Source organism: Sphingomonas sp. SORGH_AS_0870 (assembly GCF_031453175.1).
Classification (GTDB): domain Bacteria; phylum Pseudomonadota; class Alphaproteobacteria; order Sphingomonadales; family Sphingomonadaceae; genus Sphingomonas.
Genome location: NZ_JAVIYW010000002.1, coordinates 644,722 through 667,114, shown reverse-complemented (window position 1 = coordinate 667,114; position 22,393 = coordinate 644,722). Strand labels below are relative to the sequence as shown.

Here is a 22,393-nt window from a genome sequence, read left to right as displayed (position 1 = left end):
TAGGCGGGGGAGCAAGGGAGAGGGTCATGGCGGCATCGGGGGCGGACCACGCCATAGCGGCGAACGGAGCACAGCGGAGCGATGCCGCCGTCGCCGCTTCGATCCCGTTCGTCGAGAAGGTCTGTTACGGGCTGGGCGATGCCGGGGGCACGATCGTCACCGGGCTGATCGCCAATTTCCTGACCTTCTACTATACCGACGTCTTCGGGCTGGCGCCGGGGATCGTCGGCATCCTGTTCCTGTCGCTGCGCATCTTCGACGCGATCTCCGACCCGCTGATCGGGATCATGGCCGACCGCACCTCCACCCGCTGGGGGCGGTTCCGCCCCTATCTGCTGTGGACCGCAATTCCCGTGGGCCTGAGCTGTTTCCTGACCTTCCAGTCGCCCGATCTCGGCTATGACGGCAAGGTCGCCTATGCGGCGGCGACCTATTTCCTGCTCGCCTTCTCCTATTCGCTCAACAACGTGCCCTATTGCGCGCTGATCACCCGCATGACCGACAGCGCGCGCGAGGGCGTGGCGTGCCAGTCGGTGCGGTTCGCGCTGGTCGCCATCGCCTCCTTCTGCGTGTCGGTCGGCCTGCCGATCATGGTCCGCCAGCTGGGCGGCACCGACATCGCGCGCGGTTACCGGGACGGGGTGGCGATCCTGTCGCTGGCGGCGGTCGCGATGTTCCTGATCTGCTTCCTGTTCGTGCGCGAGCGGGTGGTCGCCGCCGACTCGGCCGAGGTGCCGCTGAAGGTCGCGGTCGCCACCACGCTGAAGAACGACCAGCTGCGCCTGACCTTCGTCATGACGCTGCTGCTGATCGGCATCTTCAATACCAAGGGAGGCGCCGCCCTCTATTTCATCACCTATGTGCTGGGCGGCGACACGACCTATCAGGCGCTGTTCTTCGGCACGGCGACGGCGGGCGGGTTCCTGGGATCGGTGATCGTGCCCTTCTTCACCCGGCGGTTCGACGTGAAGACCGTCTATGTCGGGGTGAACCTGATCCTGGTCGCGGGGCATTTCGCCGCCTTCTTCGTGCCGGGCGGCCATCCGATGCTGTGGCTGGTGCTGGTCGGGCTGTGCTGCGTCGTGCTGGGCTGCACCCTGCCGCTGCACTTCACCCTGATCCAGCTGGCCGACCAATATGGCGAGTGGAAGCTCGGCATGCGCTCCTCGGGCATGAGCTTCGCCTTCAACCAGTTCTTCGTGAAGCTGGCCTGGGCGCTGGCGGGCGTGCTGATCAGCGGGGTGCTGGTCATCGTGTCGTACCGGGCGGGGGCGGGCAACCAGACACCGCTGTCGCTGACCGGCATCCGCGCGCTGTCGACCCTCATCCCCGGCCTGATGCACCTGGCGCTCGCCGCCACCGCCGCCCGCCTGATCCTGACCCGCGCGACGATCGAGCGCATGACCGCCGAGCGCGCTCCATGCTCCTCCTGACGAAAGCCCGCCTGATGCCCTCCCCGCTTCGCCTGATGCTTGCCGCACTGCTCGGATCGACCGCGACCTTGGCCACCGCGCAGGACCGGATCACGGTCGACCTGTCGAGCGACACCGGCGCGTTTCACGGGGGCGCGTCGGGCACGCTCTATGGCCTGTACGATGCGCGGTTGCCGCATCCCAATCTGGTCGAGGGCATCGGCCTGCGCACTGTCTCGACCAAGGCGCAGGACGGGCCGCAGCATCCCGGCGCCGACGCGCTGGAGGTGGCGACGCTGCTGACCGATGCGTCGGGCGGCGACACCTATATCTACATGACCGACATCAACCGCGAATTCCCGTACAACTGGAAGACGGGCGACTGCGCCCAGTCGGTCGCGGCCTATATCGAAAAGCTCCGCGCGCAGGTCCGCCAGGTGAAGGGCATGGCCAAGCGCTATCGCGACCGCATCGTCTTCGTCCCCTATAACGAGCCCGACGGGAACATGTTCGCCGACGGTCCCAAGAGCTGCAACGGCGTGCGCTGGCAGAAGGACCCGACCGTCTTCAACGACGCCTGGGACCGCGCCTATCGCATGATCCGGCAGGAGATGCCCGATGCGCGGGTCGCCGGGCCCAATACCAGCATCCTGTTCCCCGAGGTGGAGGGCTTCCTGCGCCACGCCATCGCGGCCGACACGGTGCCCGACGTCATCACCTGGCACGAACTCAGCAACCCGGCGACGGTGCGCACCAGCGTGCGCCAATATCGGCAATGGGAGGACAGGCTGTTCGCCGGGACCAGGTGGCAGGGCCGCCACCTGCCGATCAACATCAACGAATATGCCTATAACTACCACACCTCCGTTCCCGGCCAGATGGTGCAATGGGTCGCCGCGATCGAGGATTCCAAGGTCGATGCCGACATCGCCTATTGGAATATCGACGGCAATCTCAGCGACTCGGCGGTGCAGGCCAATCGCGGCAACGGGCAATGGTGGCTGCTCAACGCCTATGCGACGATGAGCGGCCATACGCTGGCGGTCACGCCGCCGCACCCGGACCAGAGCTATACGCTGCAGGGGCTGGCGACGCTCGATCCCGCCCGGCACCAGGCGCGGCTGTTGTTCGGCGGCAAGAGCGGCGACGCGATCGTCGCGCTCGACCGGATTCCCGCGCTGTTCGGCGGAACGGTGCGCGCGCGGGTGCGCGAGATCGGCTGGACCGGCCAGCTGGGTGACGCCACCCCGCCCCACCTGATCGCCGACCGCGTCCTGCCGGTCCGCGACGGGCGGGTGGAGATGCGCTTCGGCCAGGACGGCCTGCCCGCCCTGCGCGAGGAAGCCGCCTATGAGCTGGTCCTGACCCCCGGCCAGGCCGCACGGCCCGCCGCCGTCACCCTGCCCTGGCGGCAGGATTACGAGGCGGAACAGGCGACCCGCCGGGGCACCGGCCTAACGCTGCGCGGGCCCGAGGGATCGCCCGACAATGTCGATCGCTTCCACACCTCGGGCCGCTATTCGGTCGAGGGATTCGCGACCGGCCACGATGCCGCGCTGGACTTCGCGGTCGATGTGCCGCGCACCGGCCGCTACGACCTGCGGGTGCTGGCCAGCACCTTCAACAAGGACCCGCTGGCACAGGCGCAGGGGGCGACCAACGTCTTCCTGACCATCGACGGCAAGGCGGCGGGCGAGACCGAGCTGCTGCTGCCGCTGGGCTACAAGCCATCGGTGCTCGATCATGTCGATACGGTGCTGTCGCTGACGCAGGGGCGGCACGTGCTGACCCTGTCGACGCGCAGCCGGGACGGGCGCCGCCACACCCAGGGCAATGCGCTGGTCGACCGGATCACCCTGACCGCCGCCGATCCGGCGCCGACGACCGCGCTGTACGACGTGCAGGACGCGGTGCTGCACGGCGATCCCGCCCCCGCGGGCGACGGCGTCACCCTGTCGCCGGGGAAGAGCGCGACCTTCTGGGTCTATGCGCCGCAGGACGGGCCGATGCGGCTGGCGGCGGATATGCGCGGCGGCACGGCGCGCATGACGGTCAATGGCCGCACGCTGACCGACGGTCGCGCCTTCCTGCTGGGCGGGATCAACAAGGTGGTGGTCGGCGGCGCAGGCGGATCGCCCGTGCTGCGCGCGCTGCGCGTCACCCGCGAGGCCGCCCCCGCCGCCCCGCATCGCTATCAGGCCGAAGAGGCGCAGGTCGCCGGAACCGCGCGGATCGGCACCGCCTCGCGCGCCGAGGGAGGACGCGCGGTGTTCGACATCGGCGGCGCGACCGGCAACGGCAACACGCTGACCTTCCCTCGCGTCATGGCCGACCGGGCGGGCACCTATGCGCTGACCATCCGCTTTTCCAACGACGAACAGTCCAAGGCGACGCACTATAATCCCGACCCGCTCGCCCGGATCGCGCGCATCTCGGTCAACGGCGCCAAGCCGCTGCTCGCCACCTTCCCCAACAGCTTCCATGCCAATAACTGGTGGGAGATGACGGTGCCCGTCACGCTGCGCGCCGGCGCGAACACGATCCGCATCTCGGGCGAGGAACAGCCCGAATGGGACGGCCGCACCTATGCGTCGCAGACCTGGCCCGGTGTCCTGCTGCGGTCGCGCTACGCCCCCAATATCGACCGCATCACGATCGCGCCGATGCCCGGCCGATGACCTCCCGCGGCTAGGCCCGGCGGAACAGCAACCGTTCCGCCACCCAGTGGAGCGCCGCGCCGATCGCGACGCCCAGCAGCACCTCCTGCGCGCGGGCGAGCGCCGCGGTCAGGATGGTGCCGCCGGGCGGTACGGTCAGCAGGACGATGACCGAGGTCCACATGCACACGCGCAGCTCGGTGCGCAGCCGCGCGACGGCGGCGGTGATCCCCACCGCCACCGCCAGCATCGCCACCGGCCCCGCCCCGTGCAGGATCAGCGCGACCAGCACCGCGACCCCCACGCCGATCACCGTCGCGACGATCCGCCAGCTCAGCGACCGGTGCGTGTCGCCCAGCGTGTCCTGCGACACGACCAGCGCCGAGACGCTGGCCCAGACCGGATGGTCGAGTCCCAGCCGGTTCGCCACCACCAGCGCCAGCACCGCCGCGCCGGTGCAGCGCGCGACGAACGCCACGCTGCGGATCGTGTCCGCCCGCGACAGGCGCTGCCCGACCCAGTCCCTCAGGGCAAGCCGCCGGATCACCGGAAGAGATTGGCCCTGGCCAATTCGATCACCTCGTCCCCGCGTCCGCTCAGCACCGCGCGCGCGGCGTACAGGCTGAAGCCCTTGACCTGCTCGGCCTGGATCTTGGGGGGCATGATCAGCTCCTGGGTCTCGGTCACGACATCGACCAGCGCGGGCCCGTCATGCGCGAACGCCGCGCGCAGGGCCTCCTCCAAGGCGTCCGAGCGGGTGACGCGCACCCCGAAATAGCCCATCTCGCGCGCGATGGCGGCGAAGTCGGGATTGTGCAGCGACACATTGGTATCGACATAGCCCGCCGCCTTCTGCTCCATCTGGACGAAACCCAGCGAGCGATTGTTAAAGACGACGATCTTGACCGGCAACTTCATCTGCACGGCGGTCAGCATGTCGCCCATCAACATGGTCAGCCCGCCATCGCCCGACAGCGACACCACCTGCCGCGCGGGATACGCCCCCTGCACGCCCAGCGCCTGGGGCAGCGCATTGGCCATCGATCCGTGGTTGAACGATCCGATCAGCCGCCGCTTGCCGTTCATCGTCAGATAGCGTGCCGCCCAGACGGCAGGCGTGCCGACATCGGCGGTGAAGACCGCATCCTCGGCCGCGATCCGGTCGACCAGCCGGGCGACATATTGCGGGTGGAGCGGCTTGTCGCCGTCGCGCGGGGTGGCGAGATCGTCCAGCCCCTTTCGCGCGTCGCGATAATGCGCGCGCGCCTTGTCCAGGAAGCGCCCGTCGCGCTCGCCGGTGATCAGCGGGATCAGGCCGCGCGCGACCTCGCCGACATCGGCGACCACCCCCAGGTCGAGCGGCACGCGCCGCCCCAGCGCGCCGGGATCACGGTCGACCTGCACCACCTTCGCCTTTTCGGGATAGAAGTTCCGATAGGGAAAGTCGGTGCCCAGCATCAGCAGCGTGTCGCACTCCATCATCGCGTGATAGCCCGACGAGAAGCCGATCAGCCCGGTCATCCCGACATCATAGGGATTGTCATATTCAATCCATTCCTTGCCGCGATAGGCATGGACGATCGGGGCCTTCAGCGCCTCGGCCAGCGCGACCACCTCGTCATGCGCGCCCGCCGTGCCCGCGCCGCACAGCAGCGTCACCGCCCTGGATTCGTTGAGCAGCGCGGCGACCTGCCCCAGCGCCTGCGCGTCGGGCACGAGGCGCGGCGCGGCAAGGGCGGGGAAGGGAATGGCGCGCGTCGCGGGCGCGGTCTGCAACGCGACATCGCCGGGGATCACCAGCACCGCGACGCCGCGCTGGCCGATCGCGGTGCGGATCGCACGGTGGAGGATCTCGGGCATCTGCCGCGCATCCTGCACCATCTCGCAGAAATGGCTGCACTCGCGGAACAGCTCGGTCGGGTGGGTCTCCTGGAAATAGTTCAGGCCGATCTCGCTCGACGGGATATGCGCGGCGATGGCGAGCACGGGAACGCGGTTGCGGTGGCAGTCGAACAGGCCGTTGATGAGATGGAGATTGCCCGGCCCGCAACTGCCCGCGCACACCGCCAGCGCGCCGGTCGCCGCCGCCTCGGCCCCGGCGGCGAAGGCGCCCGCCTCCTCGTTGCGGACATGCATCCAGTCGATCTTGCCCGACTTGCGGAGCGAATCGTTGAACGCGTTCAGGCTGTCGCCCGTCACGCCCCAGATTCGCGCCACACCCGCCTCGATCAGCGTGCGGTTCAAAAGGTCGGCGATCGTCTCGGCCATCTCGCTAGGTCCCTTGCTGTGCCACGGGGACAGGCGGGTCCCCGTTCATGCTGCAGGAGCGAAACGATTGGTGAGCCGATTGGCTTCGTGACGGACGGGTGAAGCTATCGTAACCCTCGCCCGCCCCGCCGCCGGGACGGGCGCGGCCCGCGGACAGGATCAGAACAGCCCGTCATCGTCGTCGTCGAAGGTGACCGCCGCGACAGACGGCGCGGGCACCGCCATGCCGGGCAACAGGAAGTCCGCATGGATCACCCGCTCGCACGCCATGGTGTAGAGGCTTCCCGCCCCAGGGCAGCAGCTCGGTCAGCGCGGCGAAATCCTCGGCGGTCAGCGCGCCCGCATCGGCCGCATGACCCTGCTGCCCGGCATAGAGGGCCAGCCCCTGCGCGGCGGTCGCCAGCGTGTCGGCAAAGGCGCGCTGTTCGGCCAGGTCGCTGGCACTCGCCTGGAGCGACGCCAGCACGCGCTGCGCGTCGCCATCGCCCTTGGCCATCACCGCGCTGGAGCTTTCGCAGGCCGCGCGGACCACCGCCAGCGCGTCGTTCAGCGCGCCGCGCGTGCGCACCGTGCCGTCCTGCGTGCTGTCCTGCACCAGATCGATCGCCGCCAGCACGCCGACCAGCCGACCGACCGCGACGCTCAACTGGTCCAGACGGCTGGCGCAGGGGGCGACCTCCTTGGCGATGACCGCGACCGCGCGGCCCAGGGTGCCGTGGCGACGGCACAGCAACTGGGTATTGGTCGAGATGTCCTGCACGCTGGTCGCGATGTTGCGGATCCGGCTGAGCCCCTGGGTCAGATCGGCCAGCGTCCGACTGACGAAGCCGGTCAGTTCGGCGAGATGCCCGTCGGCGTCGCACAGCTGGTCGGTGACGCTGGTCAGCTTGGCGATGTCCAGTTCCAGCCGGACCAGGATCTGCCCGTCATCGGCATTGTGCGAACCCAGCAGCGTGCGCAGATGATCGGCCAGCGGCCCCAGCCGTTCGAGCGACTGGACGATCGCGACGATCTCCCGCCCGAAATCATCGGACATCGCCTCCATCTGCGCGGCGGCCAGCCGGGCCAGATGCGCGGCGGCGCCGGGCGGCACCGGCGGCACGTCGCCGATCGTCGCGGGCGCGATGCGGCGCAGGATTGTGATCACATGCTCGGCGCGCTGGCGCACGCTGTCGCCGATCTGGATCGCGCCCAGGATGCGCGCCACCTCGCCCTGCACGGTGCGCATGATGCCCGCCACCTCGTCGGTGGTGCGCATCACCGCGTTCACATGGTCCTGCAACGCATTGGCATTGCCGGTCAGTTCGGACGGCACCGTCCCCCCGGCGCTCGCGCATTCGCGGGCCAGCCGCTGGTCGGCGGCCTGCACCTCGCCGATGACCTGGTTGAACTGGCCCAGATCCTGTTCGATATGGCGCAGCTCGTTCCGACCGCTGGCCAGCTTCTCGTCCATGCCGACCACGAAGTTCAGGAAGGACGGCTCGCCCGACGAGGCGATCTTGATGTTCATGCCATAGATGCCGAGCAGCTTCAGGATCATGCCCACTTCGCCCAGCAGCCCGCGCAGCTCGCGCGTACGGCCGTTCAGCGTCTCGACCTCGACCGCGCGGCGCGCCTGGATCATCGGCAGGGTGATCAGGCGATAGGCGACGTCGCGCAGCCGGGTGACGGCGACCCCGGCGGTCTCGGGCGACAGCGACTCGCGGATCGCCGCCAGCCCCTGCGCCAGCCCGTCGATAGTGTCGATCGCCGAGGCCAGCGCCTCGCCAGTCTGGCGAAAGGCATCCTCCAGCCCCGTCATCTCGCCTTGCAGATGATCGGCCAGTTCCCCGACCGACGGGGCATCACCCAAAACAGGTCCCAGGACGGGGGTGGCCAGGGGCGTATCGATCCGTGCCATCAACATGGTATTTCCCCTTCTCAGCGGGCCGTGGCTTGCAGCAGTTCGCGCGCGACGCTGCCCAGCGGGATGATCCTGTCATGCGCGCCGCGCGCGATCGCTTCCTTGGGCATGCCGAAGACGATCGAGGTCGCCTCGTCCTGCGCGAAGGTGCGCGCGCCCGCCTGCTTCATCTCCAGCAGGCCGCGCGCGCCGTCGTCGCCCATGCCGGTCAGGATGATGCCGACCGCATTGGCCCCGGCGTTGCGCGCCGCCGAACGGAACAGTACGTCGACCGACGGGCGATGGCGTGAGACCAGCGGTCCTTCGCGCACCGACACGACATAGCGCGCGCCCTGCCGTTCCAGCATGGTGTGGCGCAGGCCGCCGGGCGCGATCAGCACCCGGCCGCGCATCACCGTGTCGCCATCCTCGGCCTCCTTGACGTCGACCTGGCACAGCCCGTCGAGCCGCTTGGCGAAGGCGCGGGTGAAGCTTTCGGGCATATGCTGGACGATGACGATGCCCGGCGAATTGGCGGGCAGCGCCTCCAGCACCTCGCGAAGCGCCTCGGTCCCGCCGGTCGACGCGCCGATGCACACCACCATCTCGGTCGTGCGGCTCATCGCGCGGCCGGTCGGCGGCGGCAGGACGGCATCGGCGGTCAGCTTGCGTGCCGGGGCGGTGGTCCGCCCCTGTCGCCGCGCGCCCAGCCGCGCGGTGGCGGCGCCCTTGACCGTCTCGCGGATCATCAGATGCGCCTCGGCCAGATGGTCCGCCACCCCGACGCGCGGCTTCAGGATCACGTCGACCGCGCCGGCCTCCAGCGCCTGGAGCAGCGTCTCCGACCCCTCCTCGACCAGCGAGGAGCACATGACGACCGGCACCGGGCGCTGCGCCATCAGCTTGCGCAGGAAGGTGATGCCGTCCATGCGCGGCATCTCGACGTCGAGCGTGATGACGTCGGGCACCTCCTCCTGGATATAGCGCGCCGCAGCGAAGGGATCGGCGGCCGCCGCGATCACCTCGATCGCCGGATCGGCGGACAGGATCGCGGTCATCGCCTGGCGGACGCTCGCGCTGTCGTCGATGACGAGGACGCGGATCTTCTTGACCGGCATCAGACGCGCTCGAACACGGTGTTGGCGACCGGGCGCAGCGGCAGCTGGAACCCGGCGATCGATTCCGAATGGCCCAGGAAGATCAGCCCGCCGGGCCGCAGACAGGCGACCAGCCGCGACACCACCTTTTCCTGGGTCGGCTTGTCGAAATAGATCAGCACGTTGCGGCAGAAGATGATGTCCATCGCATCGCCCACCGGATAGCGTTCGTCCATCAGGTTCATCTGCGCGAAGCCGATTGCCGAGCGGAGGGCGGGCACGATCCGCATCTCGCCGCGCTTGGGATCGCTCGGCCGCATCACATAGCGGTTGCGCAGCGCGGTCGGCACCGGGTCCAGCATCGCCGCCGGATAGACGCCGCGCCGGGCGGTGCGCAGCACCTCGCTGTCCAGATCGGTCGCCAGGATGCCGAAATCGGGGCCGCCCTTGTCCTGGGCATAGGCATCGAGCAGCATCGCCAGCGTATAGGGCTCCGCCCCCGTCGAGCAGGCCGCGCTCCACACCCGCAGCTGGCGCACGCCCTCGCGGTGCATCTTGGGCAGCGCGGTATCGACCAGATAGTCGAAATGCTTGGGTTCGCGGAAAAAGTCGGTCTTGTTGGTGGTGACCGCGTTCAGCAGATGCTCGCGCTCCCCCTCCAGATGATTGCCGTCGAACAGCCAGCCGCAATAGTCGCGCAGGCTGGACAGGCCGTTGGCGCGCACCCGGCGGCGCAGCCGCCCCTCGATCATGGTGATCTTGACCGGCGGCAGGCGGATGCCGCACTCCTTGTAGATATAGGCGGCAAGCCGATCGAAATCGCGCGGTTGCAGCGCATCGGTCGTGTCTGCCACGCGGGCCAGATTGCTCAAGGGGTCGGCTCCTGTTCGCCGGAAGGAAAGGGACCGGCCGCCGCGCCGGGCGGCCGGTTGCAAGAAGGATCAGGCCGCCAGGCCCAGGGTCGCCAGCGCGTCGGGCCCGTCATCGGCGCCGAACAGCCGGGCGGGGTCGAGCAGCGCGACGAAGCCCGCCCCGCGCCGCAGGATCGCCTCGATCTGCTGCGACCGCCAGCGGCCGCCGATATCGGGCGAGCCCTCCACCGAGTCGGCGGCGAAGGTGCTGACGTCGAGCACCCGGTCGACCACCAGCCCCAGCGCGAGCGGCGCGCCCCCCGCGCCGGTCATGTCCACGACCAGGATCCGGGTCGTCAGCGTCGGTTCGACCGGCGGCAATCCCAGCCGCGACCGCAGATCGACCATCGGCACCGACAGGCCGCGCACATCGGTCAGGCCCAGGAACCATTCGGGCGCGGCGGGCACCCGATAGGCCGGACGATGGTCCAGAATCTCACGGACTGCGGTCACGGGAAGCGCGAACTCCTCGTCCCCCAGACCGAAGACCACGACCTGGATGTCTCCCCCCGCCGCGCTCATGCCGCGCGTCCGAATTCGGCGTCTTCGCCGTCCGGGCCGCCATTGGTCAGGTCGAGCGCGAAGCCGCGCACCCGCGCCTGCTGGTCGGCGACCGAGCCGGGCCGCGCGGGCGACGGGGCCTTGGCCCTGACCTTGGCGACGGCCGGGCGCGAGGCCGGGCGGCGGTTATGCGGCGTGCGGGCGGGAGCCCCATGGCCGATCGTGTCGACCTGGAAGAAGGCGATGCCTTCCTGAAGCTCCTCGGCCTGGCTCGCCAGTTCCTCCGAGGTGGACGAGATCTGCTCGGAGGCCGAGGCGTTCTGCTGGGTCACCTTGTCGAGCTGCTGGATCGCCTCGTTGATCTGGACCGCGCCGATATCCTGTTCGCGGCAGGCGGCACTGATCTCGGCGACCAGTTCGGCGGTACGTCGGATGTCGGGGACCAGCCTGGTCAGCATCTCGCCCGCCTGGGTGGCGGCGGCGACGGTGTCCGAGGACATGCCGCTGATCTCGGCCGCCGCCGTCTGGCTGCGCTCGGCCAGCTTGCGGACCTCGGCAGCGACGACCGCGAAGCCGCGACCATGTTCGCCTGCGCGGGCCGCCTCGACCGCCGCGTTCAGCGCCAGCAGGTCGGTCTGGCGGGCGATTTCCTGCACGATGCCGATCTTCTCGGCGATGGTGCGCATCGCGACGACCGCCTTCTGCACCGCCGCACCACTCTGTTCGGCGTCCTGCGAGGACTGGCGGGCGATCTTCTCGGTCTGGGTCGCGTTGTCGGCATTCTGTTTGATGTTGGCGGCCATCTGCTCCATCGAGGCCGAGGCCTCCTCGGCGGCGGCGGCCTGTTCGGTCGCCCCCTGGCTCACCTGCTCCGACGAGGAGGACAGCTGCTGGCTGCCGCTCGCGACATTCTGCGCCGCCTGGGCGGTCTGGGTGATCGTGTCGCGCAGGCGGCCGGTCATCCGGTTCACCGTGTCGACCAGATCCTTGATCTCGTCATTGCTGCGAACCGACACTTCGTTGTTCAGGTCGCCTTCGGCCACCGCGGACATGGCCTCGCCGACCTTGCGCAGCCCGTTGGACACCAGCAGCGCGATCCACACCGCACCGCAGATCGCGATCAGCAGCGCGACCGCGGCGGTGGTGAACATGGTGGTGCGCGCCGATGCGTAGAGCGCGTCCGACTCGGCATTGGCCTTGACCATCTGCCCCTGGGTGATGATCGCCAACTTGCCCAGCGTCTCGCTCAGATTGGTGGCGATGGTGCGCCCCTCGGTCATCGAGATCTGCGCGGCCTCGGCATTGCGATTCTCCATCGCCAGGCCGCGCGCCCGCTCGCTGACCGCCTTGTAGGCGCGCCAGTCCTCCAGCGCCTTGGTCCAGACCGGACGCCCCTGCTCGGTGGCGATCTTCAGCCCGCCGTTCAGGCTTTCCTGGATCTTGGCGTCATATTGCGCGAACAGCGCCTCGAAATTGCGGTTCGCCGCCGCATCCTGGGTCAGCATCATGTTCTTTTCGGCGCGGATCGCGCGGCCGATATCACCATCGGCGGTCAACGAGAGCTGGATGCGCCTGGCCGGTCCATCGATGATGTCCGCGATCATGGTGTTCAAAACGTTGATCTTGGAAATGCCGACCCCGACGACCACCGCCAATAGCAACAATACTACCGCGAATGTCCCGGCCAACTTCATCTTGATGGTTGCGCGCATCGTCAGTCCCCGTAAGAACCACCTTTCGAGGTGGTTTCGAATCACCCATAAAATTCCGATCATCAATTAACCGGCAACTGATGAAGGATTGGTTCAGAGCGGATGCTCTTGTGCCGATTTTACGCGGCCTTGCGCGGCGATGGCGTCCGGGAGCGAGGCAATGCGACGCCCCGCCCCCGATACCCTGCCCCCGATGGCGACGTCAGGCGACTCGGCCGAAATCCACATCCTCGCCATCCGGGCCGCCGCTGGTCATGTCGAGCGCGAAGCCGCGCAGGCGCGCCTGCTGGTCGGCCACCGATCCCGCACGTCCGCCGCCGGGCCGCGCCTTGGCCGCCGCCGGACGCGGCGCGGGCTTGCGCACCGCCGACTTGGCCGCCGCCGGTCGCGCCTCCTGCGCCACTTGGAAGAAGGCGATGCTCTCCTGCAAATCCTCGGCCTGGCCCGCCAGTTCGGTCGACGTGCCCGATATCTGCTCGGAGGCCGAGGCGTTCTGCTGGGTCACCTTGTCGAGCTGCTGGATCGCCTCGTTGATCTGGACCGCGCCGATATCCTGTTCGCGACACGCGGCACTGATCTCGGCGACCAGTTCGGCGGTACGTCGGATGTCGGGGACCAGCCTGGTCAGCATCTCGCCCGCCTGGGTGGCGGCGGCGACGGTGTCCGAGGACATGCCGCTGATCTCGGCCGCCGCCGTCTGGCTGCGCTCGGCCAGCTTGCGGACCTCGGCGGCGACCACCGCGAAGCCGCGACCATGTTCGCCCGCGCGCGCCGCCTCGACGGCGGCGTTCAGGGCCAGCAGGTCGGTCTGGCGGGCGATCTCCTGCACGATGCTGATCTTCTCGGCGATGGTGCGCATCGCGACGACCGCCTTCTGCACCGCCGCCCCGCTGATCTCGGCATCCTGCGAGGACTGGCGCGCGATTTTCTCGGTCTGGGTCGCGTTGTCGGCATTCTGTTTGATGTTGGCGGCCATCTGCTCCATCGAGGCCGAGGCCTCTTCGGCGGCGGCGGCCTGTTCGGTCGCGCCCTGGCTCACCTGCTCCGACGAGGAGGACAGCTGCTGGCTGCCCGCCGCGACCAGATCCGCCGCGCCCGACACGTTGATCGCAAAGCTGGTCAGATTGTCGACCAGATTGTTGATCGCATCCTTCATCCGGCGATGATCGCCCTCGCACGCAATCTCGACCCGTTCGAGCAGCGAGCCCGTGCTGACGAGATTGAGCACCCGGTTGCCCTCGCCGATCGGCAGCAGGATCGCGTCGAGCATCCCGTTGATGCCCTGGACCAGACGCGCGAAGTCGCCGGGGAAGCGCTGGGCCTCGCCCCGCTCGCTCAGCTGCCCCGCGGTCGAGGCGGCGATCAGCCGCTGGATTTCGCCGATGATCGCCTTGAAATTGGTGCGCAGCAGCTCGATCGTCTCGTTGATAAAGGCCTTCTTGCCGGGCAGCTGCTCCATCGGCGCGTCGAAATCGCCCTCGCCGAACTGCTTGATGCAGGCCATCGCCTTCTTCTTAGCGGCGATATGGTTGGCCACCATGTCGTTGAGGCCCTTGGCCATCGCCGCGAAGTCGCCCTGGAACCGCTCGACCGGCACGAAGACGTCGATATCGCCGCGATCATGCTCGGCCGACATGGTGTTCATCTCGGCGATCAGGCCCTTCAGATTGCCGCGAAGCTGCTCGATCGTGTCGTTGATGAACGCCTTCTTGCCGGGCAGCGGCGCCAGCGGCGCCTCGAAATCGCCCTCGCCCAGCGACTTGACGCAGGCCATCGCCATCTTCTTGACCGCGATATGGCTGGCGACCAGGTCGTTGACCAGGCGGGCGGCGGCGGCGAGGTCACCGTGGAAATCGTCGACCGGCAGCATCGCGTCGATATCGCCGCGATCATGCTCGGCGGCCATGTGCGACAGCCGCCGGGTAAAGGCGGCGGTGGGGGACGCCGCCGCTTCGATCATCTCGTTCACCGCGACCAGAATGTCGCGCGCCTTGCCGGTCGCGCCGGTCAGATCGGCCCGCTCCTGCGTCCGCCCCTGGGCGAAGGCGCGCTGCAACCGGGTGATTTCCATCGTGGCGGCATCGACATGCGACGTGGTCTTGAGCGAGGCATGGAAACGCATTTTACTGTTCCTAAGAGGTTATGTTCTTGAAAAAGGAAGCGGGGCGGTATCGATCGATACCGCCCCCGAAAGTCAGGCCGCCGCCGCAAGGGACATGGGGCCGTCGAGATCGTCCGCCGCGAACAGCCGACCGGGATCGAGCAGCGCGACGAAGCCCGTGCCGCGCCGCAGGATCGCCTCGATCTGCTGCGATCGCCATCGGCCACCGACACCGGGCGAATCCTCGATCATGTCCGCCGCGAAGATGCTGACGTCGAGCACCCGGTCGACGACCAGCCCGAGCGAGAGCGGCACGTCCCCCGCCCCGACCAGGTCGACGACCAGGATGCGGGTCGTCAACGTCGGCTCGACCGGCGAGAGGCCCAGCCGCGCGCGCAGGTCGACCATCGGCACCGACAGGCCGCGCACATCGGTCAGCCCCAGGAACCAGTCGGGCGCGGCAGGCACCCGATAGGCCGGACGATGATCCAGGATCTCGCGGACGCTGGTCACGGGAAGCGCGAATTCCTCGTCCCCCAGTCCGAAGACCACGACCTGGATGTCGCCGCGCGCGCTCATGCCGCGCGTCCGAATTCGGCGTCCTCGCCGTCCGGGCCGCCATTGCTCAGGTCGAGCGCGAAGCCGTGCGCGCGGGCCTGCTGGTCGGCAACCGACTGGGAACGCGGCGCGGGCTTGGCCTTTCGGGCGGCGGCGCGGCGATCGGCCGGCTTGGCGGCACGCGACGATCGGGCCGACCCGGCGCGGTCGCGGTCATCCACGTTGAAATAGGAAATGCTTTCCTGAAGCTCCTCGGCCTGGCTCGCCAGCTCCTCCGAGGTGGACGAGATCTGTTCGGCGGCCGAGGCGTTCTGCTGCGTGACCTTGTCGAGCTGCTGGATGGCGCCGTTGATCTGGACCGCGCCGACATCCTGTTCGCGGCAGGCCGCGCTGATCTCGGCGACCAGCTCGGCGGTGCGGCGGATGTCGGGGACGAGGCGGCTGAGCATCTCGCCCGCCTCGACCGCGGCGGTGACGGTGTCGGACGACATGCCGCTGATCTCGGCCGCCGCCATCTGGCTGCGCTCGGCCAGCTTGCGGACCTCGGCGGCGACGACCGCGAAGCCGCGTCCATGTTCGCCCGCGCGCGCCGCCTCGACCGCCGCGTTCAGCGCCAGCAGGTCGGTCTGGCGCGCGATTTCCTGCACGATGCCGATCTTTTCGGCGATGGTGCGCATCGCGACGACCGCCTTCTGCACCGCCGCACCGCTCTGTTCGGCGTCCTGCGACGACTGGCGCGCGATCTTCTCGGTCTGGGTGGCGTTGTCGGCATTCTGTTTGATGTTGGCGGCCATCTGCTCCATCGACGCCGAGGCCTCTTCGGCGGCGGCGGCCTGTTCGGTCGCGCCCTGACTCACTTGCTCCGACGAGGAGGACAGCTGCTGGCTGCCGCTCGCGACATTCTGTGCCGCCTGGGTCGCATCGCCGACGACGCCGCGCTGACGCTCGACCATCGTGACCAGCGCATGGCCCAGCCGGTCCTTGTCGGACAGCGGCTTGGGCTGGACGGTCAGGTCGCCCCCGGCAATCTCCCCGGCGATGGCGGCGATCCCCTCGAAGCTGCGGCGCAGCGCGTCGAGATTGGCGTTCAGCTGATCGGTCAGGCCGCCGAAACGCTGGGTCATGCCGACCGTCGTGTCGCCCTTCGACACGGCATCCAGCACGCCCGAAATCTGGTCGAACGCGCCCTCGACCGCGCCGACGCTGCCCTGCATCTGCCCGATCTCGTCGCGGCGATTGGTCGCCAGCGGCTCGGCGATGCGGGCCAGCGCCTGGGACAACAGGCCGATGGGACGAGCGATCGTGCGAGTCATCAACAGGCCGATCGCGACCGCCGCCAGCACGCTGGCCGCCATGCCGATCCAGATGGCCAGGGTGATCGTCGAGAAGGCGTCCCGCTGCGCCTCCTGCCGCTGGGCGAGCAGGGTGCGTTCGGTGGCGACCAGTTCGCCGACCCGGCCACGCAGCTGGTCCATCGCCGCCTTGCCCGCACCGCTGCTCTCCAGCGCGCGCGCGCTTTCGCGGGTTTCGGGATGCGCCATCAGGCGGATAGCCTTTTCGGCGACATCGTTATGCCAGCTTTCCGCCAGCCGCCGGATATCGTCCAGCCGCGACTGCTGCGCCGGATTGTCGCTGGTCATCGCCTTGACCTCGGTCCAGGCATGCGAAAAATCGGTCCAGCCCTTGTGATAGGGCTTCAGGAAGTCATCGTTCCCCGACACCAGATAGCCGCGATAGCCGGTTTCCTGGTTGACCATGTTGGTGACGATATCGTCCGCCGTGGCGATGACCTTATAGGTATGCTCGTTGATCTCGGTGGTCGATTTGACCTTGCCCGCATTGGACAGGATCACCCCGTCGACGCCGACCGTAATCGCGATGATCGCGCCCAGACATAATGTCAGCTTCTTCGATATCGACAGATTGTTGAACAGCGTCAGCATGGTGATGTCCCAAGGAGGAAAAAAGGGCGCACGCCGGGGCCTCCGCGTCTTGGCGCGCGGATGACGGTCGGCGTTACGGATGGGAAAGGGGTAGTGGGGGAGGCGATCCGCCTCCCCCGGTCACGCAGCGATCAGGCGGCGCGTCCGAAATCGGCGTCCTCGCTGTCGGGACCGCCATTGGCCAGGTCGAGCGCGAAGCCGCGCACCCGCGCCTGCTGGTCGGCGATCGAGCCGGGTCGCGAGGCCTGGCTGGCCTTCTTGGCCGGCGCGGCGCGCTGGACGACCGGCTTGCGAACCGCCGAGCTGCGCACATGCTGGCCACCGGTCTTCTCGACGCGGAAATAGGCGATGCCTTCCTGAAGCTCCTCGGCCTGGCTGGCCAGTTCCTCCGAGGTGGACGAGATCTGCTCGGAGGCCGAGGCGTTCTGCTGGGTCACCTTGTCGAGCTGCTGGATCGCCTCGTTGATCTGGACCGCGCCGATATCCTGTTCGCGGCACGCGGCGCTGATCTCGGCGACCAGCTCGGCGGTGCGGCGGATGTCGGGGACCAGCCTGGTCAGCATCTCGCCCGCCTGGGTGGCGGCGGCGACGGTGTCCGAGGACATGCCGCTGATCTCGGCAGCGGCCGACTGGCTGCGCTCGGCGAGCTTGCGGACCTCGGCGGCGACGACCGCAAAGCCGCGACCATGTTCGCCCGCGCGGGCCGCCTCGACCGCCGCGTTCAGCGCCAGCAGGTCGGTCTGGCGGGCGATCTCCTGCACGATGCCGATCTTCTCGGCGATGGTGCGCATCGCGACGACCGCCTTCTGCACCGCCGCACCGCTCTGTTCGGCGTCCTGCGAGGACTGGCGGGCGATCTTCTCGGTCTGGGTCGCGTTATCGGCATTCTGTTTGATGTTGGCGGCCATCTGCTCCATCGAGGCCGAGGCTTCCTCAGCGGCGGCGGCCTGTTCGGTCGCGCCCTGGCTCACCTGCTCCGACGAGGAGGACAGCTGCTGCGAGCCCGCCGCGACATTCTGCGCCGCCTGGGTCGAGTCGCTCACCACGCCGCGCAGACGCTCGACCATCGAGACCAGCGCATGGCCCAGCACGTCCTTGTCCGACAGGGGCTGGTGGCTGATGGTCAGGTCGCCGCTGGCGATCGTATCGGCCAGCTGGGCGCTCTCGCGCAGATTGGCGGTCATGCGGTTGACGGTGTCGACCAGGTCCTTGATCTCGTCATTGGTCTTGACGGTCACATCCTGGCTGAGATCGCCGATGGCCACCGCGTCGAGCGCGACCGACACCTTGCTCAGCCCCTGCGACACCAGGCGCGCGATCCAGAAGGCCGCACCGATCGCGATCAGGATCGCCGCCACCGCCGTCGCCAGCAGGATGTTGCGCGCCTGCTCATATTGCGCATTGGTATCGGCATCGGCCTGCTTCATCGCGTCCTGCGCGATGCTGACGATCTGGTCGATCTGTTCGGACATGGTGCCCGCGATCTCGCGCGACTTGGACACCGAAAGCTGTCCGGCCTCGGCATTCTTGTTGACCAGCGCCAGGCTGCGGATCTGGTCGTTGATCGGCACATATTGCTCGAAGAGCGACTGGACCTGCATCCAGCGCGGCTTGCCGTCGGCGCTGGCGATGTTCAGCCCCGTCGCGATCATGTTGCGCGTCTCGCTGCGCGCCTTCATCACCTGTTCGTCGAACTTGCGGGTCAGCGCATCGTCGTTGGTCAGCGCCATGTTCTTTTCGAAGCGCAGCGTCTTGTTCATCCGCTCATTGACCATGAGCGCGATCTCCAGCCGCTTGGCGGGGCCCGCGATGACCTCGGTGATCGCGGAGTTCAGTGCGTTCATCTTGGCGATGCCGACGCCGATGACGGCCAGCAAAAGCAATATCGTGACGGCAAAGCTGGCCGCCAGTTTCATTTTTATCGTTGCTCGCATGATTTTGTCCCCCCGCGCAAATGGCTGATATGTCGTATGTTTTAGTGGATGCTTGCCGCCTCGGTCGCATGGGCGGTCAGACGCGAGAACAGGGCCGCCAGATCGGGCAGGACGACGACATCGCCCTCGCGCCGGACCAGGCAGCGGACATGGTCGCGCGGCCAGCGCATGCCGATGACGGGCGCCTCCTCCGCATCGCCCGCATGCAGCACGGTCACCTCGTTCACCCGGTCGGCGGTCAGGCCGATCAGGATCGGATTGCCGTCCAGGTCGAGTTCGATCACGATGATCCGGCTGTCGGCGGTGGTGCTCAGCGCCTCCATCCCGAACGAACCGCGCAGATCGGCCAGCGGCACGATGCGCCCGCGAAAGTTGATGACCGCCGCGGCCAGCGGATCGGCGCCCGGCACTGCGGTGACCGGCATCATGTCCAATATCTCGCGGACGATGCCCGCCTCCAGTGCGAAGGTCTCTCCGCCCAGGCCGAAGGTCAGGACCTCCAGCCCCTGGTCGGGCGTCCAATGGGGTACTTTGTGATAGGGCATGGGCTTATCCAGCGGCCAGACGCCGCTCCTCCCTGGGCTGGCTCAGCGCGATCAGCTGGGCGATGTCGAGGATCAGGGCGACCGAACCGTCGCCCAATATGGTCGCGCCCGCAAAGGCCGCGACGTTGCGGTGAAGCGGCGACATCGCCTTGATCACCGTCTGGTGGTTGCCGATGATCTGGTCGACGACCAGGCCGACCCGCTCCTGGCCGGTGCCGACCACGACGATCTTCTGATAGGTGTCGGGCTTGGTGCCCGTTTCGAACAGGTCGCGCAGCCGCAGGAAGGGCACCAGCCGCTCGCGCAGCGTGATGATGCTGCGCCCGCGCGAACGCAGATCCTCCTCCAGCGACAGCTCCAGGCATTCCTCGACCGCCGCGAGCGGGATGACATAGCGTCCCTCACCCACCCGGACGAGCAGCCCCTCGATGATCGCCAGCGTCAGCGGAATGCGCAGCGTGATGGTCGAACCCTGGCCGGGCACGCTCTTCACGTCGATCGAGCCGCGCAGGCTTTCGATCGTGCGCTTGACCACGTCCATGCCGACGCCGCGCCCGGACAGGTTGGTGACCTGCGCCGCCGTCGAGAAGCCGGGGTGGAAGATCAGGCCCAGCAGCTCGTCCTCACCGACCACCTGCCCCGGCTGGATCAGGCCATTGGCCTCCGCCTTGGCACGGACCCGCTCGACATCGATGCCGCGCCCGTCGTCGGTGATGGTGATCAGCACCTCGCCGCCCGCCTGATGCGCGCTGAGGCGGATCAGGCCGCTGGCCGACTTGCCCGCCGCGAGGCGGTCCTCGGCCCGTTCCAGCCCATGGTCGCAACTGTTGCGGATGATATGGACCAGCGGGTCGAACAGCCGCTCGATCACCGTCTTGTCGACCTCGGTCGTCTCGCCCTCGGTGACGAGTTCGATCGTCTTGCCGGTTTCGATCGCCAGATCGTGGATCAGGCGGCGGAAGCGGCCGAACAGCGTCGAGACCGGCACCATGCGCAGGATCATCATCGTGTCGCGCATCTCGCCCGCCAGCCGCTCGATCTCCTCGGAGACGGAGCGCAGGCTCAGGTCGTGGCCATGGCCCGCCAGCTGCGACAAGCGGCTCTGCGCGATGACGAGTTCGCCGACCCGGTCCATCAGTTCGTCGAGACGCTCGGCGGGGACGCGGACATGCTCGCCCTGCGACCGGTTGGCCGGGGTGCGCGCGGGCTGGTCATTCGCCGCGACCGGGGCCGTGACGACGGGCGCGGGGGCCGGAGCCGCGACGGGCGATGCCGCCGCCGGTTCGTCCGCCACCGCCGGTTCCTCGCTCGCCTCGACCGCCAGCGGGGCGATGGTGATCTCCATATCGTCCATGACGAACAGGAAGACGTCCTCGATCGCATCGCGCGAAATGTCGCCGATCAGCGTGCAGTCCCAACCGACGACACAGTGGCCGGGCTCGAAGGTGCCGAGCGCGGGAATCTCGTCGGTCCGCGCGACGATCGTCGCCTCGCCCAGCTCGCGCAACTCGTCGAGCAGCGCCAGCGGATTGGTGCCATTGGCCATCGCGTCGGGCGGCAGGCGGAAGGACAGCGTCCAGCCCGTCCTGACCGGCGCGGCGACGGGCACAGGCGCTTCGCCGGCCCCGCCCGCCGCGGCATCGACCGCCGCCGCCAGCCGGGTCAGGATCGCCTGCCCCTCGGCCTCGGGCGCATCGCCCTCGACCAGCGCGCGCATATGGTCGCCCGCCGACAGGATGACCGACACCAGGTCCGGCGTCGCGCGAACATCGCCCTTGCGGACGCGGTCGAACGCGGTTTCGCAGTGATGGGTGAAGGCCGCCAGCTTGTCGAAGCCGAACATCGCGCCCGAGCCCTTGAGCGTGTGAAGCCCCCGGAACACGGCATTGACCAGGCCCATGTCGTCCAGCCGGTGCCCCAGGTCGAGCAGCCCCTGTTCGACCTGCTCCAGAAGCTCGCCCGCCTCGATCCGGAAGGCGGCTGTCGGATCCTCGCCGCTCACCGTGCGAGGACCTTCTGTGCGACGCGGATCAGCTGTTCGGGCTGGAAGGGCTTGACCAGCCAGCCGGTCGCGCCCGCCGCCTTGGCCTGCGCCTTCATCGCGTCGTCCGATTCGGTGGTCAGGAAGATGATCGGCACACCCGCCTGGGCGGGTTGCTGGCGCAGCGCGCGGATCATCTCCAACCCGTCCATATTGGGCATGTTCAGGTCGGTGACGATCAGGTCGAACCGGGTCGCGGTCGCCTTGCTCAGCCCCTCGACGCCGTCTGCGGCTTCGGTCACCGCATAGCCCGCGCCGGTCAGCGCGATGCGGATCGCCATGCGCAAGGAGGCGCTGTCGTCAACGGTAAGGATCGAGGCGGTCATTGGTCCGTATCTCCGTGGAACCAGAATTGGCTGTGTTCGGGGTTGGGGTGGGGCAGGAAGGCCGCCCGGTTGAGAAGCGCGCGGAAGGACTCGCCCGCCGGGGCCGCCAGGGCGAAATCGCAATCGACCTCCGCCGCGCCGACCCGTGCCGCCTGGACGAGCTGGACGACGCTCAGATCGGGGGCGGCGACCTCGGAGAGATCCAGCCGGACCGTCGCGCCCGGCGTGATGACGGCCTGCAATTCCTCGGCAAGCGTGCCGATGTTCGGCAGGCACAGATTCTCGCTTGCCATCACTGTCGTGATCGACATGATTTTATCCTTCGCAGCAAAGATTCGACGGCGCAGGATCGCGCCTGCGTCGAGGATCACTTATCTATCGGGACGATCGTCAAGATTTCGGCGCCCGGTTCCGTATCCCAATCGGGAGTCACCCTTGTCGCGCGGCTGCACCCGGCTTGCCTTGGCACGGGTGAAGGGGCGTCTTTAAGGGTCGACTCATTTGT

Annotated in this window: 17 protein-coding genes; 2 read left to right on the top strand and 15 right to left on the bottom strand. The window is 68.4% G+C overall.

Annotated elements, in window-relative coordinates; all coding sequences use genetic code 11:
* Positions 1–26: 26 nt before the first annotated feature.
* Together QE363_RS03590 and QE363_RS03585 are read left to right on the top strand one after the other, a co-directional pair.
* Positions 27–1,433 carry an MFS transporter gene (locus QE363_RS03590; protein WP_309691945.1) on the top strand — a complete coding sequence of 469 codons (1,407 nt, stop codon included), beginning with the start codon at positions 27–29 and terminating at the stop codon, positions 1,431–1,433.
* Between the two features lie 14 nt (positions 1,434–1,447).
* Positions 1,448–4,090: a cellulosome protein gene (locus tag QE363_RS03585; RefSeq protein WP_309691944.1), complete on the top strand. Its 2,643-nt coding sequence runs from the start codon at positions 1,448–1,450 to the stop codon at positions 4,088–4,090.
* A 10-nt stretch (positions 4,091–4,100) separates the two neighbouring features.
* Here QE363_RS03585 and QE363_RS03580 read toward each other — a convergent pair whose 3' ends face one another.
* From QE363_RS03580 to QE363_RS03510, 15 genes are all read right to left on the bottom strand, one after another.
* Complete coding sequence (locus QE363_RS03580) at positions 4,101–4,616, bottom strand: FUSC family protein (RefSeq protein ID WP_307102404.1); 516 nt, start codon at positions 4,614–4,616, stop codon at positions 4,101–4,103.
* Positions 4,613–6,337 carry a ubiquinone-dependent pyruvate dehydrogenase gene (gene poxB / locus QE363_RS03575; RefSeq protein WP_309691941.1) on the bottom strand — a complete coding sequence of 575 codons (1,725 nt, stop codon included), beginning with the start codon at positions 6,335–6,337 and terminating at the stop codon, positions 4,613–4,615. Before poxB ends, QE363_RS03580 begins: the two co-directional genes overlap by 4 nt.
* A 172-nt stretch (positions 6,338–6,509) precedes the next feature.
* Positions 6,510–8,243 (bottom strand): hypothetical protein, encoded by a 1,734-nt coding sequence (locus QE363_RS03570; protein ID WP_309691938.1) that lies wholly within the window; start codon positions 8,241–8,243, stop codon positions 6,510–6,512.
* Between the two features lie 14 nt (positions 8,244–8,257).
* Positions 8,258–9,337 carry a chemotaxis response regulator protein-glutamate methylesterase gene (locus QE363_RS03565; RefSeq protein WP_307102397.1) on the bottom strand — a complete coding sequence of 360 codons (1,080 nt, stop codon included), beginning with the start codon at positions 9,335–9,337 and terminating at the stop codon, positions 8,258–8,260.
* Positions 9,337–10,188 (bottom strand): protein-glutamate O-methyltransferase CheR, encoded by an 852-nt coding sequence (locus QE363_RS03560; RefSeq protein ID WP_309691934.1) that lies wholly within the window; start codon positions 10,186–10,188, stop codon positions 9,337–9,339. The genes QE363_RS03565 and QE363_RS03560 overlap by 1 nt, the downstream gene beginning before the upstream one ends.
* A gap of 69 nt (positions 10,189–10,257) precedes the next feature.
* The gene (locus tag QE363_RS03555; protein WP_307102393.1) at positions 10,258–10,749 is read right to left on the bottom strand and encodes a chemotaxis protein CheW; all 492 of its coding nucleotides are present in this window, start codon (positions 10,747–10,749) and stop codon (positions 10,258–10,260) included.
* Positions 10,746–12,440 (bottom strand): methyl-accepting chemotaxis protein, encoded by a 1,695-nt coding sequence (locus QE363_RS03550; protein ID WP_309691931.1) that lies wholly within the window; start codon positions 12,438–12,440, stop codon positions 10,746–10,748. The genes QE363_RS03555 and QE363_RS03550 overlap by 4 nt, the downstream gene beginning before the upstream one ends.
* A gap of 202 nt (positions 12,441–12,642) precedes the next feature.
* Positions 12,643–14,562, bottom strand: coding sequence for a methyl-accepting chemotaxis protein (locus tag QE363_RS03545; RefSeq protein WP_309691929.1), 1,920 nt, complete (start codon positions 14,560–14,562; stop codon positions 12,643–12,645).
* A gap of 72 nt (positions 14,563–14,634) precedes the next feature.
* Positions 14,635–15,120, bottom strand: coding sequence for a chemotaxis protein CheW (locus QE363_RS03540; protein WP_309691926.1), 486 nt, complete (start codon positions 15,118–15,120; stop codon positions 14,635–14,637).
* Complete coding sequence (locus tag QE363_RS03535) at positions 15,117–17,042, bottom strand: CHASE3 domain-containing protein (protein WP_309691924.1); 1,926 nt, start codon at positions 17,040–17,042, stop codon at positions 15,117–15,119. Before QE363_RS03535 ends, QE363_RS03540 begins: the two co-directional genes overlap by 4 nt.
* A gap of 131 nt (positions 17,043–17,173) precedes the next feature.
* Positions 17,174–18,958 carry a methyl-accepting chemotaxis protein gene (locus QE363_RS03530; RefSeq protein ID WP_309691922.1) on the bottom strand — a complete coding sequence of 595 codons (1,785 nt, stop codon included), beginning with the start codon at positions 18,956–18,958 and terminating at the stop codon, positions 17,174–17,176.
* A gap of 59 nt (positions 18,959–19,017) precedes the next feature.
* Positions 19,018–19,521, bottom strand: a complete 504-nt coding sequence (locus QE363_RS03525) for a chemotaxis protein CheW (RefSeq protein ID WP_309691920.1) — start codon at positions 19,519–19,521, stop codon at positions 19,018–19,020.
* A gap of 4 nt (positions 19,522–19,525) precedes the next feature.
* Positions 19,526–21,523 carry a chemotaxis protein CheA gene (locus tag QE363_RS03520; protein ID WP_309691917.1) on the bottom strand — a complete coding sequence of 666 codons (1,998 nt, stop codon included), beginning with the start codon at positions 21,521–21,523 and terminating at the stop codon, positions 19,526–19,528.
* Positions 21,520–21,888, bottom strand: a complete 369-nt coding sequence (locus QE363_RS03515; protein WP_307102379.1) for a response regulator — start codon at positions 21,886–21,888, stop codon at positions 21,520–21,522. The genes QE363_RS03520 and QE363_RS03515 overlap by 4 nt, the downstream gene beginning before the upstream one ends.
* On the bottom strand, positions 21,885–22,199 hold the full coding sequence (locus QE363_RS03510) for an STAS domain-containing protein (RefSeq protein WP_309691914.1): 315 nt from the start codon (positions 22,197–22,199) through the stop codon (positions 21,885–21,887). The genes QE363_RS03515 and QE363_RS03510 overlap by 4 nt, the downstream gene beginning before the upstream one ends.
* Positions 22,200–22,393: the final 194 nt, after the last annotated feature.